Origin of the sequence: Marinifilum caeruleilacunae (assembly GCF_013141825.1) — a bacterium.
Classification (GTDB): domain Bacteria; phylum Bacteroidota; class Bacteroidia; order Bacteroidales; family Marinifilaceae; genus Marinifilum; species Marinifilum caeruleilacunae.
The window spans coordinates 39,071-55,423 of record NZ_RZNH01000005.1; the positions used below are offsets into that span (position 1 = coordinate 39,071).

A 16,353-nucleotide genomic window follows, 5' to 3' on the forward strand; every position below is an offset into this window, starting at 1 on the left:
ATCAAAACCCAAAATATTTAAATAATGAGTTTGATAGGAAATACACCCCTGGTAAAACTGCAAAATATTGTAGATAAGGACTGTGCAGATATTTACGTGAAATACGAAGCAGCAAATCCCACAGGAAGCATGAAAGACCGTATGGCTCTTTCGATGATTAATGGTGCCGAAAAGCGCGGGGACTTAAAACCAGGCGGCAGAGTAGTAGAATATACCGGGGGAAGCACCGGCAGTTCTTTGGCCATGGTTTGTGCAATGAGAGGTTACAAGGCTCACTTTGTTTCGTCGAACGGATTTTCGGAAGAAAAACTTCAAACCATGCGAGCTTTTGGAGCTACTGTAGAAATTATACATGCCGAAAATGGAATTCTTACCGCTGATGTTATCAACCAAATGATTGCAAGGGCCAAGGAGCTGATAAACGAACCCAATACTTTCTGGCCCGACCAGGTAAACAACATCGACAACAAATTGGGATATCATGGCATGGCAAAAGAAATGATTCAAGAGCTGGGAAGCGATATCGATGAATTTGTAATGGCCGCAGGTGGTGGAGGCTGTATTTCGGGGAATTCGGAAGTTTTAAAAGAGCAGATCCCGACTTTGCGAACCATTGCCGTTGAACCTTTTTACGTTAGAAACATATCGGGAGGCGATACCAGTGGGAAACACCGTTTGGAAGGAATCGGTTTGTCTTTTGTTCCTACCATTCTGCGAAAAGACTTGATTGATGAAGTGATCCCGGTGAAGGATGAAGATGCCTACCGAATAGCCAACGAACTGGCAAAAAAAGAAGGCATTTTTGGAGGGGTAACCTCGGGAGCTAATGTTTGGGCTGCACTGCAAAGGGCAAAAGAACTGGGTCCCGGTAAAAAGATAGTTACTGTAATTATTGATTCCGGTCTTAGATACCTAAATGGCGATTTGTATAAGTAATAAATTCCAATAAAAAAGCCGACTAACAAAACAGTAGTCGGCTTTCCTAAGCTTATTTCTTCTTGTATTTATTTCTCTTCTTTTGATTTCTTTTTTGAGCTTCCAATTGTTTCAATCGGCCTTTCGAACCCGAAGGTGTTTTCATGTTTTTGGCTTTTTTCTGATGGAAAGCACCTGTATCTCTTCTTACCGTATTTTTTACCTTGATATTGCGGGTTTGTTTCTTTTCATCTTCCAGGAGTTGGGAGGTAATTTCAACATCCATTGGTACCGATTCCAATGAAACAGGTTTGCGGATCAGCTCCTCAATCTTTTCCATTAATTCCTCTTCACCCTCATTTACAAAACTAATTGCCGTACCTTCTTTTTCGGCCCGTCCGGTTCTACCCACACGGTGAACATACTCCACGTAGTTGGTCGGGATGTCGAAGTTGATTACATGACTCACATCTTCAATATCGATACCACGAGCGGCAACATCCGACGATACCATTACCCTTGCTCTTCCTTCTTTAAAAGCATTCAAAGCATTAATACGGGTATTCTGAGCTTTGTTTGAGTGGATAACACTCAACTCCTCGCCCAGGAAATCTTCAAGCCTGTCAACAATTCTGTCGGCATTCTTTTTGGTTTCGGTAAACACCATCACCTTGTTAAATTCCTCTTTGTCTTCCAAAAGGTATTTTAAGAGGTTTACCTTACTTAAAATGTTTGGAACACGATATTGAACCTGGTGAATGTTTTTTACAGTTGTAGCCTGAGGTGCAACTTCAACTCTTTCTGGCAGGAACAAGAAATCGTCCGACATTTTTGCAACTGTATCCGAAAAAGTTGCCGAGAACAACAGGTTTTGATGTTTTTCAGGCAATATATCGAAAATGGCATTCAGCTGAGGCATAAAACCAAGATCCATCATCTTGTCTGCTTCATCAATTACCAAAGTTTTTACCAAGGTCATTTTCAACACACGAGTCATGTAAATATCCATTAAACGACCCGGTGTAGCTACCAAAATGTCAACACCTTCATACACTTTTTCTTTTTGTGTATTGATATTTACACCACCATAAATGCCCAATGCACGAATGTCCATGTAAGGCGTTAACAACTCGATGGTTTCACAAACCTGTAAAACCAATTCTCGGGTTGGCACCACAATTAATGCACGGGGATCCATTCCTTTGGCATAATTCAATTTCATCAATATCGGCATCAAATAAGCCAGAGTCTTTCCTGTACCTGTTTGTGCAATACCAATAATATCTTTTCCCGAACGAACAGGAGCGAATACCTGATGTTGAATTTCAGTAGGTTTTTCAAATCCGGCTTCATCCAAAGCCATTCTGATTTGCTTGCTTAATTTGATATCGTCAAATGAAATCATTGCTCAATTTTTTAAAAAGTTCCGCAAAAATAGGGATTTTTTAGTGAATGAGAGTATTTGTTCTTTAGTAAATGTACGTTTAGTCACACGAACTGGTAAAGAACAGCTTAGTTCCAAATGCTACCAACTTCTTCTTTCAAGAGAGAAATTGTTTTTTCTATTTGAGGATTTTGAATCTGCATGTGCGATTCGATAACTGCTTTGCTCAAGCCTAGAGAAGAATCGTCGGGTAGCAATTGCGAACCTTCAGAATTGATCAATTGCAGAATGCTTTCTTTAGCCGCTTTTATCTCTTTCCATAGCTTGGCAGTAACATATACTTGTTGAGATAAGTTGTGTTCGAATTCAGTTCTGATGGCAGCGATTAATTTTTGTTGCAACTGCTGGTTGCTCATGCCAGCTACATTTTCCCTAACGATTAATGATTCAGGATGTATGCGCTCCAGGAAAATGATCAAGCGTTCGTAAGCTTGCAATCGAATTGGGGTAATTTCCTTCTGATTGTTCAGAAATAACTCCTGTTTTCTTTTTTGATCATCTTTTCTAAAAAAAGCTTTAATTACAAAGTAAGCAGTTGCAAAAACCACTAGCGATGGTAAAATGTATTTTACTATTTCCAGAACACCTGTCATTTTTTTGGGCTTTAATGTTAAAAATTCGATTTTATTACATGTCCTATATGTTTAAAAACAGTATCTTTACATGCTGTAAACAAATGCATGAAAAACCACTGTATTTGTTTGCAGGGGGGACATTTTTTTTAACAAAAGTATTAACCAAATTTTTAAATCCCTAAATTAAATTTAGAATGTTGAAAGTTTCGGACCGTATTGCAGCAATGGAATTGTCTCCAACGCTGGCAATGTCACAGAAAAGTAGAGAAATGAAAGCTCAGGGAATCGATGTGATTAACCTGAGTGTTGGTGAACCTGATTTTGACACCCCTGATCACATCAAGAAAGCTGCACAGCAAGCAATCGATGATAATTATTCACATTATTCACCGGTTCCAGGATTTCTTGAGTTGCGTCAGGCTGTTGTAAATAAGCTAAAACGTGAGAACGATTTAGATTACACGGCAGATCAGATTGTAGTTTCAAACGGAGCGAAACAGTCAATTGCCAATGCTATGATGAGCATTGTGAACAAAGGAGATGAGGTAATCATCCCATCGCCATTTTGGGTAAGCTACAGCGAAATTGTAAAACTTGCCGAAGGAACAAGCATTTATATTCCAACCAGTATTGAGCAGGATTTTAAAATCACTCCTGAGCAATTGGAAAAGGCGATTACTCCTAAGACAAAGGCATTCTTGTTTAGCTCGCCAAGTAATCCGACAGGAAGTTTGTACTCGAAAGAAGAACTACGTGCCCTGGCTGATGTTTTTGCAAAGTATCCGGATATTGTAATCATGTCTGATGAAATTTACGAACACATCAATTATGTGGGAGCCCACGAAAGTATGGCACAGTTTACCGATATGAAAGACCGTGTTGTTGTGATCAATGGTGTTTCGAAAGGATACGCCATGACAGGATGGAGAATAGGCTATATTGCAGCTCCATTATGGATTGCAAAGGCATGTGGTAAACTACAGGGTCAGATGACTTCAGGCGCTTCGTCTATTGCACAAATGGCTTCGGTAGCTGCTCTTGATGGAGATCAGTCGAGTGTTGTATCCATGAGAACAGCCTTTAAAAAGAGAAGAGATTTGGCTCTTGCACAGCTAAAAGAAGTACCTGGCTTCGAGATTCGTGAACCTAAGGGCGCTTTCTACCTGTTTCCGCAGGTGAGCCAACTGTTTGGAAAATCGAACGGAAGTGTATGCATTAATAATGCAACAGATTTAAGTTTGTATTTGTTGGAATCGGCAAATGTTGCAACCGTAACTGGTGAAGCCTTTGGTGCTCCTGAATGTTTGCGTTTATCTTATGCAACCAGCGAAGAACAAATGGCAGAGGCAATTCGCAGAATTAAATCGGCGATTGAGAAATTGAAATAAGATCTTAAGCATATATGATGAAGCCAGTACATTTTGTACTGGCTTTTTTTGTGTCAATAATCAATTGTTAAAAAATCATAAAAAATAAAATGATAGGTAGGGAAAAGCATGAGTGAATAGGTTTACTTATAAACGACAATCATGAAAATCAAAAACTTATCAGGCTTAATTCTTGTCTTACTGACATGTAATTTGTTAAGTGCACAAAATGTTTATCATTCTTATGATAGACCTAAGGAAAGCGATAAAATCGATCTGAAAACCACAAGAGAGGTATCTAAAAGTGACAATTTTGAAGTAGGATTTCACTATGGTCCTGCATGGACATCGGGCCATACTAAGGATTTTGCCAAAAAAGGAAATTCGTTTAGCATGCACCTGGGAGCCAATAATGGCAATGTATATTTCGGCACCGAATTAAGCATTACCAGTTGGAAAAACTACCAGGATGTTCCCGAGGCCAAGGAATTGAACTTTAACGAAACTAATTTTTTGTGGTTGGTTCAAACCAAACTCTTTTTAGGGGAAGGTGATGTGCAGCCTTATATTGGTTGTGGTACCGACCTTATAAGTTTTGGTGAATCAATCCTAACTGCCAATGAAGAAGAGGATGATGGATATTATTCAAGCTACGATGATGAACCTAAAAATTACAATGCCTGGTTTGTTCCGAGTTTTGGGATAAGATGGAAAATGGGGAAGGATGTAAGTGGCAATGTTGGTTTGAGTGCCGACTTATCCGGAAACTACAGTTATACACGTTTACAGCTTGGCCTGGTATTTTAATTTTATGCATATGATTTCTACAAAAACTGTCTTATTACTGATTTTCTTAGCAATATTTTCAATTCCAGCAAAATCGCAGGAGAACTATTACCAATACTCTAAACCCAAAAGTAAAGCAAAAGTAGATCTTGATTTAATCACCGAGTTTGAAATTGGTTTTCATGCAGGACCCAACTGGACCGTTGGTTCGGCTTCTAAAATTGCACAGGCTGGGCATGTGTACAGTTTAAACTTCGGGTGGAACAACAGTAAGTTTTATGGCGGAACAGAATTTAACCTTAAGTTTTGGGATCAGATATTAGATGAAGATAAGGCTGCTGATGTAGACTTCACTCAGAAACAATTCCTATGGCTTGTGCATATGAAATGGTATATAACCAGAGGAGAGGTGCAACCATTTATAGGTATTGGAACCGATTTATTATCCATTGTGAATGAAATTTTCGATTATGACTACGATGATGATGACCGATATCATTACCATAACAGGGATTACAAAAAAGACAGGGTTCTAAACTATAATGCCTGGTTTGTACCAACAGCAGGAGTTCGTTTTAAGCTAAGAAAACACATGTTTGTTGAACTGAGTTCAAGCTTTGATATATCTGATAATTACAATTCGGTAAGGGGACAGGTTGGCTTCATTTTTCAGCCACAGTTTTAATCTCACTTGCATTGTGGCATAAAAAAACTCCCCCAAAGTTGGAGGAGTTCTTATATCTGTTATCGCTTGTGATTACGAATACAATTCTTTTAAGCGTTTGGCCATACCATCGGCTAAAGCTTCACATTGGTCGAAATCTTCTTGTCCAGGAGCACACAATGCTTCAGGAGTAACTTCGATGGTTTCCCATTTGATGTTTTCAGCAAATTTGTTCAATCGCTTCAGGCCACCGCCTCCCCACGATTTAGATCCGAATACACCAAGAACATGATCTTTAACGCCCATGTGCTCTAATTCGTTGATTAATGTTTCCATGGTTGGGAACACATCGCCATTGTATGCACAGCTACCTAAAATTACACCACGGAATCTGAAGATATCATTAATGATGTAAGAAGGGTGAGTTTTAGAAGAATCGTGAATACGGATTTTTTTGATTCCTTTCTTTACCAAATGGCGAGCAATATTATCTGCCATTTTTTCGGTATTACCATACATCGAAGAGTAAACAATTACACAACCTTCGTCGGTTTTGTACTGACTCCACTTGTCGTATTTGGCAACAATATCAGCAATATGAGTTCTCCAGATCGGACCGTGAGTTGCACAGATCATTTTGATCTCAAGACCACCTAATTTTTTCAATGCATTTTGAGTTGGACGACCATATTTTCCAACAATATTTGAATAGTAACGGCTAATTTCTTCTTCCAGGTAATCCAAATCCAGTTCATCATCGAAAATACCACCGTCAAGCGTACCAAAAGCACCAAAGGCATCACCCGAGAATAAGATTCCGTTGTTCGATTCGAATGTTACCATAGTTTCTGGCCAGTGTAACATCGGAACCATATAGAAGTTTAGTTTGTGCTCTCCCAAATCAATGCTGTCGCCTTCTCTTACTTCCATCAAATTGTCTTTTACGCCATAAAAACGCTCCAACATTGGGAAAGTTTTTTTGTTACCAACAATTTTCATTTCAGGATAGCGCTCAACCAGGGAACGGATAGAACCAGAATGATCAGGTTCCATGTGATTAACAATTAGGTAATCAGCTTTACGGCCATCAAGTACTTCCTCAATATTGTCAAGGTACTCGTCCATGGTTCCTTTTTCAACAGTATCAACAATGGCTACCTTCTCATCTACAATTACATATGAGTTATAAGCAACACCCTTTGGCAATGGCCAGTAGTTCTCAAAAATGTGGGTTCTACGGTCATTTGTTCCTACCCAATAAATCTTCTCAGTAATGTTGTTCTTATTGTGCATTTCTTATTGTTTTGAAATATTTTGCATTTTCAGACTTTAAAATCTTTTTGAAAATCGTATTGTTCCGAAAATCAAAAAGTTGAAAGCGTGGCTTTTCTCCTGATATAAAAACAAATAAAGAGAAGCCTTGTTTTCAGGGCACAAAATTAAGAATTAATTTTTTTCTGAAATCAGAAAACTACATGTTATTGAAATAAAAATGACCTATTGTTGTAGAAGTCTGATAAGTTGTTGTCTATTCAGGATTTTAATTTCTCTTCGATGTGTTTCAATTAAACCTTCTTGTTCCATCTCTTTCAAGCTGCGGGCAAAGGAAGGTCGGGTTACCCCGAAAAACTGAGCCATCTCCGATTGTGATTTGGGCAAAGTAACCTGAACCTTATCCGGAGCAGCAAGTTTTAAAATGTAGTTCGCCAATTTTCCTTTAATGGTTTTAAAATTCAGGAACATGAGTTTGTTGGCCAGGAACTGACTTCGATTTGAAATCAGGTTCAGATAATTGATCAGGAACACCTTGTTCTTTTGAAACAAATCGACCACAGATTCTTTTGCCAAAGAGAAGATTTCCACATCCTCATTTGCTGTAACGTTTACCGGAAACTGATTTCTTTGTCCAAATAAAAAGGCAGAGGCAATGGGATAGGGAGCCATAATATCCTCAATTTTAATGCTCTTACCCGAAGGGTCAAGCATTTCTCCTTTCACACTTCCTTTCATTACAATCATTAAATGTTCACAACGATCTTCACGAAAGGCCACCATATCACCTTTTGAGTATTTCTTAATTTTATACTGAGCATCCTGTAAGAGAGATTCCATTTCTGATGGAGAAATGCCTCTAAATACAGGTGATTGAGAGAGCTGTTCAAATAGCATTTTGTTGTTTTCAGTTAATATTTTCTCAATGATACGGGTTTCCTCTTAATCTTCAAAAAATAAAAGAGGCTTTTGTCTTTTTATTGCCTGAAAGTAAATAGGGAGATTGAACTATGCAATCTCCCTATTTTGTCTATACCATCTTTAATAAATTTCGTTTGAAACTGATTACCGATATGATGGTAAGTACTGCTCCAATTCCGAGAAGAATTAACATTTTAGGCAGAATATCGATGAGAGGCAATTGCCTCCAGAAAATATCAAAGAAGCCTTCCATGGCCCAATAATTGACCGAAACTACCGCCAGTTTTTTCATGATAGCAGGCATAAAAAACAATGGCATCATACTTCCTCCAATGGCCGATATCACAAGAATAATAAGGGTTGATAAACTCTCTACCTGTTTTCTGCTTTTGCATATCGAGGCCATAAATATTCCAAAACTTGAACAGGCAATTGCTGCGCAAAGAATCATGAGAATAAGTGCTGGTAGATTGATAAAAATATCCAACCCTAAAACCAACCAGGAATAAAGAAACATTACAGTTAATTGCAAGACAGCCATAAACAGGGTAGATAACATTTTGCCATATAAAATTCCCGAAGGTCTCACCGGTGCGATTAATAAACGTCGGAATGTACCATCTTCTTTTTCTTTTAATAAGGAAGCTCCACTGGCCGATACACTAAAGAGCAACATCATAATAGCGATACCCGCAATGGCTTGTACCAATCCGAGGTTGCCATCCTTTTTCTCTCCAACCAAGGCCGTCATAGGAAGTTCAGAGTTTTCCTCAATTTCCGATTGCTCGTTCGAATTGCTGAACCCATCAAACTGTTCAGCCACCTGCGACTGAATGTCTTCGATTTCAGAATTAGAAAGGTCTGGATTTTTTTCTTTGATCCAGGTATTCACCTTTCCTTTAATGCCTTTTTGCATGGTAATTCCGAAAAGGTTTGACCACAAAGCTTGTTGCAATAAACCCATTTCGATCTCTTTGGCTTCATCGTAGAACAATTCCATTGGGATTTTATTACCTGCCTCAACTGAGTCCTGGAATCCTTTGTACAGGACCAGTACAGCTGTTCTTTTCCCTTTTTTAATCAGGCTTTCGGCTTCAGCAAAGCTTTTAGCTTCCAGTTTTAGCCCTTCTTCGGCATCTAATGTGGTGAAAACCTCATTCGAAAGCTCAGTCTTGTCTTCATCGGTAAATAGCAGGTTAATGGCTTTCGATTTTTCTGATTTTCCAATTCCACCATACATCAATGCGAAAATGGTAATTAAAGCAATTGGGAGCAATAGCGATAAAAATACCGCAGTTTTATCTTTGAAATATTGCTTGATATCTTTTAATGCGATTGTAAACATGTTCTTTGGTTTTGGGTTGAATTAAAATTAGTCGCGCAATGATTTGCCTGTTAACTCCAGAAAGATGCTTTCCAAACTCAAGCTTCTGATATCTACCTTATCGAGCAGAAGTTCCGATTTAGAACAGAGCTGAATTAACTCGGGCAACTCGGCATTGGCCTGCGATGATGACAGAATCAAATGATCTTCATTCAAAAGAAGTTGGCCTTTGTAGCGATCAGTCAGTTGATCTAACTTATTTTTATTGGGATTGGAATATTTCAAATGAATTTCTTCTTTAATAGAAGAGTTGGTTTTTAGCTCATCCAAGCTTCCTTCTGCAATAATTTTTCCTTCATCAATAATTCCAATTCTGTCGCACAAGCGTTCTGCTTCTTCCATATAATGTGTGGTATAAATCATGGTCAGTCCACGGGAATGCAGTTCTTCAATTACCTCAAAAATTAAGTTTCTACTTTGCGGATCGATGCCTACAGTCGGTTCATCCATAAAGACTATTTTAGGATCGTGCAGCAAGGCGGCGGCAATATTAATTCTTCGTTTCATACCGCCAGAGTAGGTTTTTATTTTGTGGTTTTTTCTATCGGCAAGCCCTAAGAATTCCAACAATTCATCGCTCTTTTTTTGCAGGTTTTTACCTTTAATTCCATATAAAGTTCCCCAAAATTTAAGATTCTCCGTAGCAGATAAATCATCGTATAATGCGATTTCCTGTGGCACAACGCCGATCAGTTTTTTACACTCAGCAAGATTTTGATATAGGTTTTTGCCTTCGTAGAAAATTTCACCATTATCGGGTTTTAACAGTGAACTTAGTATGCTAATGGTCGTTGTTTTACCAGCGCCATTGGGGCCCAGCATACCATATAATTCTCCTTTTTCAATTGATAAATTTACATCGGAAAGCGCTGTAAGCTCTTTGTATGATTTTGTGAGGTTTTTTGCAAGAAGCATATCGGTTGTGTATGGTTTATGAAAAACTAATTTACACAACTTAAATAGAAATATAAAATGATTTTATGATTTATCTGAGGAGCGCTACATTTCCTTTTTTGAGCATTTTTTTACCATCATTATAAGTTACTTCGAGCACATAAATATAAACGTCAATATCTTGAAGTTCACCTTTGAAAAAACCATCCCAGCCTACATTGCTACTTTTACTTTCGAATATTTTTTGTCCAAGACGGTTGTAAATCACCAAAGTGGCATCTTTAAAGTTGCTGCCATGAATGAAAAGCTTGTCGTTGTGCCCATCGCCGTTAGGAGAAAAAGCTTTAGGCAGACCTACAAATGGATAATCTTCCAGAAAGCCTACTTCGATAGTATCCTGAGCGGTACAATTGTGTTCGTTGGTTACTTTTACCCAATACTGCCCCTCTGTACTTACCTTTATTTTTTGAGTGATTTCGCCCGTAGACCAGGTATAAAAACAATTTGGTGTACCTGCATCCAAAACAATTCCTTCATTGGGATATGATACCAGATCCTGGCCAAGATTCACGATGGGAACATTTTTCGTGCTTAGATGAATACAGTCCGATTCTGTATTTCCATTTGCATCGCTAACTTCCAGGCAGTATTCACCTTGCTGTTTCAGATAGGTTTCTGGTGCATCGCTATCTATTCCAATCCATTTGTAGCTTAATGGAGCTACCGGATTTCCTTCAAGTTGTACGCTAACATAAACCGAATCGCCTTTGCAAATGCTCTGATCCTCGCCAAGAAAAACACCAAATTTTTGACCTTTTTTATAGTCGATATACAAGGTATCTTTGTTAGAACAACCATATTGATCGGAAACTTCAACAACATATATTCCACCACTTTTGGCTTCAATGCTTTGGCTGATTGCGCCATTGTTCCAAATGTAACTTGCGCCCGGATTTTCAGCATCCAGAATGGCGGTTTCCCCTTCCCAAAGAACCAAATCAGGACCAAGGTCGACAATAGGATTTGGATGATACTGCACACTTGTATTTGCTGTTTTCGAAAAACCATCGGGATCTGTCACTTTTACCCAAAACTCTCCCGGATTTTCTATGGTAATTTCTTCATCTGCCGACCCGGTATTCCATTTAAAAGTATATTCCTGATTGATGGATAGACCAGGACTCAAAGTCATTTTCTCATTGCCACACATGTGAATGACCTCAGGCAGTTCTATTTTGAAAATTTCATCTTTTAACTTGGCTTTAAACTCTTTCTTTGCAGAACAACCATATGCCGATGTTTTAATAACGGAATAGTTGCCCGATTCAGAAATTGTGTTGATGGCTTTTGTACTTCCATCCGACCATAAGTAGGTGCAATTTTCTTCGAAGATATCTATGGTGTGCTCCTTGTCTTCCAGAATAAGCAAATCATCGATAGGAATTGTCGGTGCGTTATGAACTTTTACATCAATCGAGGAATGCACCACTTGATTATCGGCCAAATCGGTTACGGTCAACTCATACTTGCCACTTTCATTTACAGTGATCGATTTGCTGGTTTCTCCATTGCTCCACAGATAAGAATAATTCGATGGCAAATCAATTTCTGGAATCAATTCACAGGATTCCCCTACACAGATATTTTTTACTTCTCCCAGATCAACACGAAAGCTTTTCACAATTTCTATACCTGCATAAATGGTATCGCTGTTGCACCCAAATGCATCTGTTTCGATCAATTTGAAAAATCTGCTGCCTTCATCCTCAGACCATTGAATTTTTAGATCAAGCTTTTTTTTGCTGGCTTCAATTTTACTCTTGTTCTCAACCATTTTTGCACCTTTGGGCAGAATAATATCATAAGAGGAATTTTTACCTATTTGGGCACTATAGTTTTGCGTGGAACTGCTCTTGGCCTTATGAAAATAATCGTCGATTTCAGGACCAGGTAGAGGCAAAAGCTGAATGGTGGCTGAGTTGGCATCATCGGGAATTAGGAGAGGAGTTAAATCTTCCAACCAGGCTTGTTTCAGTTCAATGGTATAATCCTGAATTTTTCCACTTAGGTTTCTTAGGAAGAGTGAAATTTCGTATTCTGAAAATTCTATGGCCTGATTGCTGTTTAGAACCATAGCCGGACTATTATTGATCGAATAACTCACATACCACTTTTTATTTTCAGGACCTTTTATCAGGATATTGATTTCCTGCACAGGCAATATTTCCCCATTGGTTGCTGAGCAATACATCGGCTCATAATCGGCAACAATTTTAACGACATCTCTTTCGTCATCATCATCCTGTGCAAATAAAGAAACAGGCAAAAGTAATGCAATAAAGATGATGGATATCTTCGATAAGAACTGGGGTAATATGTGGTGTAAACTTGCCATAGGCGACAATATTTTCTTATCAACAAGAAAATTTTTCTATAAGTTTTCGATATAAATATACTTCAAAATTATCAATCGACGAAGCTTAGTCAATAATTTAAATTGATTCGTCATTAAAAATAATACGTTAATCCGAATAGTTTGTTTTTAGAATCAATGGAATTTTAGAAAGATTTGACTAAAAAAATGCATAGTGTAACATCGGTTACAATTTATTTTTCTTTGAGCATCTACATTTGCAATAGAAAATCAATAAAAATCGGTTTCACAATGGAGAATCAATATTTTAAGACCACAGATAGTTTGCTTGATATTTGTACACAATATCCTGAAACAGTAAAAATTTTTGTTTCGAACGGATTCAAGCAATTAGAGGATGAAAAGAAAAGAGCTCTTTTTGGAAAATCTCTTTCTTTGGAGATGGCTTTGAAAATGAAGAAGTTGAATGTGGATACTTTTACTGCTTTATTGGTAGAAGGTATTGATTCAAACAGAGGACAGGTTGATGGTGATTTGAATCAGAAAACAAAAGAAAAGAAAGAGGATTCAGTTCATGTACAAGGATTATTACCTTGTCCGGTAAGAGTGCCTCTTGTAGAAGGAATTGATTCATTTATTGCTGATTACGAAAAGAAATACAAAAACGAGATTGTATACGATTTAAAGGCAGCATCGATGGGATTGGATTGGTTAATTGACGATGTAATTAACCAGGAAAATACAGATAACCTGGCCGATATTTTTATCTCTGCTGGTTTCGATTTGTTCTTCGATGAGAAGCTGATGGGGAAATTCAAGAAACAAGGAGTTTTTAAGGATAGCACAGGTTTTGAGCGATTAAACAAGGATTTTGATAATGAGGAGATTTCTCTTAAAGATCCGGAAGGGCACTATTCAATGATTGGAGTTGTACCGGCGGTTTTCCTTGTAAATAAAGATGAATTGGGCGACCGACCAGTGCCTCGCACATGGGCAGATATTTTCAAGCCTGAATTTAAAAGAAGTGTAAGTTTACCAATTAGCGATTTCGACTTGTTCAACTCTATGTTGCTACATATTTATAAAGCATATGGTGAAGAAGGCGTAAGAGGTTTAGGAGCATGTTTGCTTGAAAGTATGCACCCTTCGCAAATGGTAAAATCACATACCAAGAAAAACGAGAAGCCAGCCATTACCATTATGCCTTATTTCTTTACAAAAATGGTGAAACAGGGTGGACCAATGATCGCAGTTTGGCCGGAAGATGGAGCTATTATCAGCCCAATTTTCATGCTTACTAAGAAGGACAGGCTTGAAAAAACACAACCAGTAATTGATTTCTTTGCCTCGGAAGGTGTAGGCGAGATTCTTTCTCACCAGGGATTATTCCCAAGTATCAATCCGAATGTGGATAACAAGCTGCCAAAAGAAAACAAATTTATGTGGTTGGGTTGGGACTATATCAACACCAATGATATTGGTTCTCTGATTACAAAATGCGATGCCATTTTTAAGAAATCGATTCGTGATGAATCCTTTGCCAATATGGGGCCATTGAATTATACGCCTGGCAATTAAAAGAATGCTTAATTAATTTATTATTTTCGATTTAAACAACACAACATATGAACTTAGTTACAGTATCAGGACCTCCTTCATCAGGAAAAACAGCAGTAATTCTTAAAACCATCGATTCTTTCCAGAAACGTGGTTTGGAAGTAGGAGTCGTAAAATTCGATTGTCTTTATACCGACGATGATATTTTATACGAGAAAGCAGGAGTTAAAGTAAAGAAAGGATTGTCTGGATCTCTTTGTCCTGATCATTACTTTGTAAGTAATATCGAAGAGGTAACCCAGTGGGGGATCAAAGAAGGCCTGGATATTTTAATTACCGAAAGTGCGGGATTGTGTAACCGTTGTTCTCCTTACGTGAAAAGTGTTACCGCCGTTTGTGTAATCGATAACCTAAGCGGTATCAATACACCTAAGAAAATTGGTCCAATGTTGAAATCTGCCGATATCGTAATCATTACCAAAGGTGATATTGTTTCGCAGGCCGAACGTGAGGTTTTTGCATCGAGAGTAAATACGGTAAACCCTGGAGCAAGCATTATGCATGTAAACGGATTAACCGGACAGGGAGCTTACGAGTTAAGTACATTGTTGTACGACGAAAAAGTTGAGGTGAAAACATTGGTTGGTGAAAAACTTCGATTCTCAATGCCATCGGCTCTTTGTTCATACTGTTTGGGTGAAACCAGAATTGGTGAAAGTTACCAAATGGGTAATGTTCGAAAAATTGACATGGAAGAGAAAAAGAAAAGAAGCTAGCACTTAAAAACAAACACAGAATGATTACAATTCAAGATATACAACAAAAGACAATAGCCGATTTATTTGAGCAGTATCCTTTTCTTCCTGGATTTTTTGAGGAAAATACCTTGGAAGTAGATGGACAAATCAACGAAAAGTTAGATGATTTTCTGAACATTTTAGATGATGAAGAGGAGAAAGAAAATCGTGCAATGGATAAAGCGCAGGTGATGGAGTCGATGGCCGAATACATTACACAAATGCTGGCCTTTCTTGGCGAAGATGAGGACGAAGGAGTAAACAGCATTACCCTTTTGCCAGGAACCAATAAATCGGGCGAAAAGGAAGAGTTCGAAGAGTTAACCATTAATAAAAGTGAGATTGTTTGTATAGTTGGTCCTACAGGATCGGGAAAAAGTAGATTATTGGCCGATATCGAATGGGTAGCACAGAATGATACGCCAACATCCAGAACCATTTTGGTGAATGGTGAAGAGGGCGATAAAAAATGGCGTGTTACTTCGGGACACAAATTGGTTGCTCAGTTATCGCAGAACATGAACTTCGTAATGGACCTTTCGGTTTATGAGTTTATTGAATTGCATGCACAGAGCCGATTGGTTGAAGATGTGGAAGGTGTAATTCAAAAGATTTTTGAACAGGCAAATAACCTGGCTGGTGAAAAATTCTCACTGGATACGCCTATTACCAGTTTAAGTGGTGGTCAGTCGAGAGCCTTAATGATTGCAGATACAGCTATTCTAAGTAAATCTCCAATTATCTTGATTGATGAAATTGAGAATGCAGGTATCGACCGTAAAAAAGCATTGGAGCTATTGGTAGGAGAAGAAAAAATTGTATTAATGGCAACTCACGATCCAATTTTGGCATTGATGGGCGATCGAAGAATCGTGATCAAAAACGGTGGAATTCATAAGGTAATTGACACCAGTGGAGACGAGCAAAACCTTCTTTCGGAGCTGGAAAGAATGGACAATGTAATTCAGAACATGAGAACCCGTCTTCGCCACGGAGAAATTATCCGACAGGAAGATATCGGATTCTAATAAAATAAGAGTAAAATAATTCAAACGAATAAGGATTCTGGCTGAATGTTGAGAAGGCCATGAACCATTGACTAACTAATCAGGAGGAAATAATTATGCATGACGGATGCGCAGGAAGTTTTGAGAACGGAAAACAAGTAGTTGATAAAATTAGAATGATGGGTTTTGCTCAGCAATTGATGCCAATGCCTATGGAGATTGAGTGTCAGGGTTGTAAAGAAACTTTTACCATGGAAGAGTTCGAAGGACATTGTCCTAAGTGCGACATGGTACACGGTGTAACACCTTGTCACGCATTCGATCCGAATAACATTATGGCTGCTGGTATCGGTTACTAAGAATTGGATTAAAATATTGTCACGGGACTTGAACCGT

General features: G+C 38.3%; 15 protein-coding genes. 8 read left to right on the plus strand and 7 right to left on the minus strand.

Annotation, left to right across the window (positions count from 1 at the left end; genetic code table 11):
• Window positions 1-24 precede the first annotated feature (24 nt).
• The gene (locus ELS83_RS04825) at window positions 25-936 is read left to right on the plus strand and encodes a PLP-dependent cysteine synthase family protein (RefSeq protein ID WP_171594399.1); all 912 of its coding nucleotides are present in this window, start codon (window positions 25-27) and stop codon (window positions 934-936) included.
• Between the two features lie 52 nt (window positions 937-988).
• Here the strand turns inward: ELS83_RS04825 and ELS83_RS04830 are convergent, their stop codons facing one another.
• Complete coding sequence (locus ELS83_RS04830) at window positions 989-2,320, minus strand: DEAD/DEAH box helicase (protein WP_216616380.1); 1,332 nt, start codon at window positions 2,318-2,320, stop codon at window positions 989-991.
• A 107-nt stretch (window positions 2,321-2,427) separates the two neighbouring features.
• Window positions 2,428-2,952 (minus strand): DUF7935 family protein, encoded by a 525-nt coding sequence (locus tag ELS83_RS04835; protein WP_171594400.1) that lies wholly within the window; start codon window positions 2,950-2,952, stop codon window positions 2,428-2,430.
• 176 nt (window positions 2,953-3,128) lie between these two features.
• On the opposite strand from ELS83_RS04835, the gene ELS83_RS04840 reads away from it, so the two are divergent.
• The 3 genes from ELS83_RS04840 (at window position 3,129) to ELS83_RS04850 (ending at window position 5,772) form a co-directional block, all read left to right on the plus strand.
• Window positions 3,129-4,322, plus strand: coding sequence for a pyridoxal phosphate-dependent aminotransferase (locus ELS83_RS04840; RefSeq protein ID WP_171594401.1), 1,194 nt, complete (start codon window positions 3,129-3,131; stop codon window positions 4,320-4,322).
• Window positions 4,323-4,463: 141 nt separating this feature from the next.
• Complete coding sequence (locus ELS83_RS04845; RefSeq protein WP_171594402.1) at window positions 4,464-5,108, plus strand: hypothetical protein; 645 nt, start codon at window positions 4,464-4,466, stop codon at window positions 5,106-5,108.
• A 10-nt stretch (window positions 5,109-5,118) separates the two neighbouring features.
• Window positions 5,119-5,772 carry a hypothetical protein gene (locus tag ELS83_RS04850; RefSeq protein WP_171594403.1) on the plus strand — a complete coding sequence of 218 codons (654 nt, stop codon included), beginning with the start codon at window positions 5,119-5,121 and terminating at the stop codon, window positions 5,770-5,772.
• Between the two features lie 72 nt (window positions 5,773-5,844).
• On the opposite strand, the gene ELS83_RS04855 is transcribed toward ELS83_RS04850, so the two are convergent.
• The 5 genes from ELS83_RS04855 to ELS83_RS04875 form a co-directional block, all read right to left on the minus strand.
• Window positions 5,845-7,044, minus strand: coding sequence for an FprA family A-type flavoprotein (locus ELS83_RS04855; RefSeq protein WP_171594404.1), 1,200 nt, complete (start codon window positions 7,042-7,044; stop codon window positions 5,845-5,847).
• A gap of 204 nt (window positions 7,045-7,248) precedes the next feature.
• Window positions 7,249-7,920: a Crp/Fnr family transcriptional regulator gene (locus ELS83_RS04860; RefSeq protein ID WP_171594405.1), complete on the minus strand. Its 672-nt coding sequence runs from the start codon at window positions 7,918-7,920 to the stop codon at window positions 7,249-7,251.
• 133 nt (window positions 7,921-8,053) lie between these two features.
• Window positions 8,054-9,289 (minus strand): ABC transporter permease, encoded by a 1,236-nt coding sequence (locus ELS83_RS04865; protein WP_171594406.1) that lies wholly within the window; start codon window positions 9,287-9,289, stop codon window positions 8,054-8,056.
• A gap of 27 nt (window positions 9,290-9,316) precedes the next feature.
• The gene (locus ELS83_RS04870; protein ID WP_171594407.1) at window positions 9,317-10,243 is read right to left on the minus strand and encodes an ABC transporter ATP-binding protein; all 927 of its coding nucleotides are present in this window, start codon (window positions 10,241-10,243) and stop codon (window positions 9,317-9,319) included.
• Between the two features lie 70 nt (window positions 10,244-10,313).
• Window positions 10,314-12,617, minus strand: coding sequence for a T9SS type B sorting domain-containing protein (locus ELS83_RS04875; protein ID WP_171594408.1), 2,304 nt, complete (start codon window positions 12,615-12,617; stop codon window positions 10,314-10,316).
• A gap of 270 nt (window positions 12,618-12,887) precedes the next feature.
• Here ELS83_RS04875 and ELS83_RS04880 point away from each other — a divergent pair, with 270 nt between their 5' ends.
• The 4 genes from ELS83_RS04880 to ELS83_RS04895 all read left to right on the plus strand — a co-directional run bounded on the left by ELS83_RS04880 (window position 12,888) and on the right by ELS83_RS04895 (window position 16,316).
• Window positions 12,888-14,174, plus strand: a complete 1,287-nt coding sequence (locus tag ELS83_RS04880; RefSeq protein WP_171594409.1) for an ABC transporter substrate-binding protein — start codon at window positions 12,888-12,890, stop codon at window positions 14,172-14,174.
• Window positions 14,175-14,221: 47 nt separating this feature from the next.
• Window positions 14,222-14,929, plus strand: a complete 708-nt coding sequence (locus tag ELS83_RS04885) for a GTP-binding protein (RefSeq protein WP_171594410.1) — start codon at window positions 14,222-14,224, stop codon at window positions 14,927-14,929.
• Between the two features lie 20 nt (window positions 14,930-14,949).
• Complete coding sequence (locus tag ELS83_RS04890) at window positions 14,950-15,978, plus strand: ATP-binding cassette domain-containing protein (protein WP_171594411.1); 1,029 nt, start codon at window positions 14,950-14,952, stop codon at window positions 15,976-15,978.
• A gap of 95 nt (window positions 15,979-16,073) precedes the next feature.
• Window positions 16,074-16,316, plus strand: coding sequence for a hypothetical protein (locus ELS83_RS04895; RefSeq protein ID WP_171594412.1), 243 nt, complete (start codon window positions 16,074-16,076; stop codon window positions 16,314-16,316).
• Window positions 16,317-16,353: the final 37 nt, after the last annotated feature.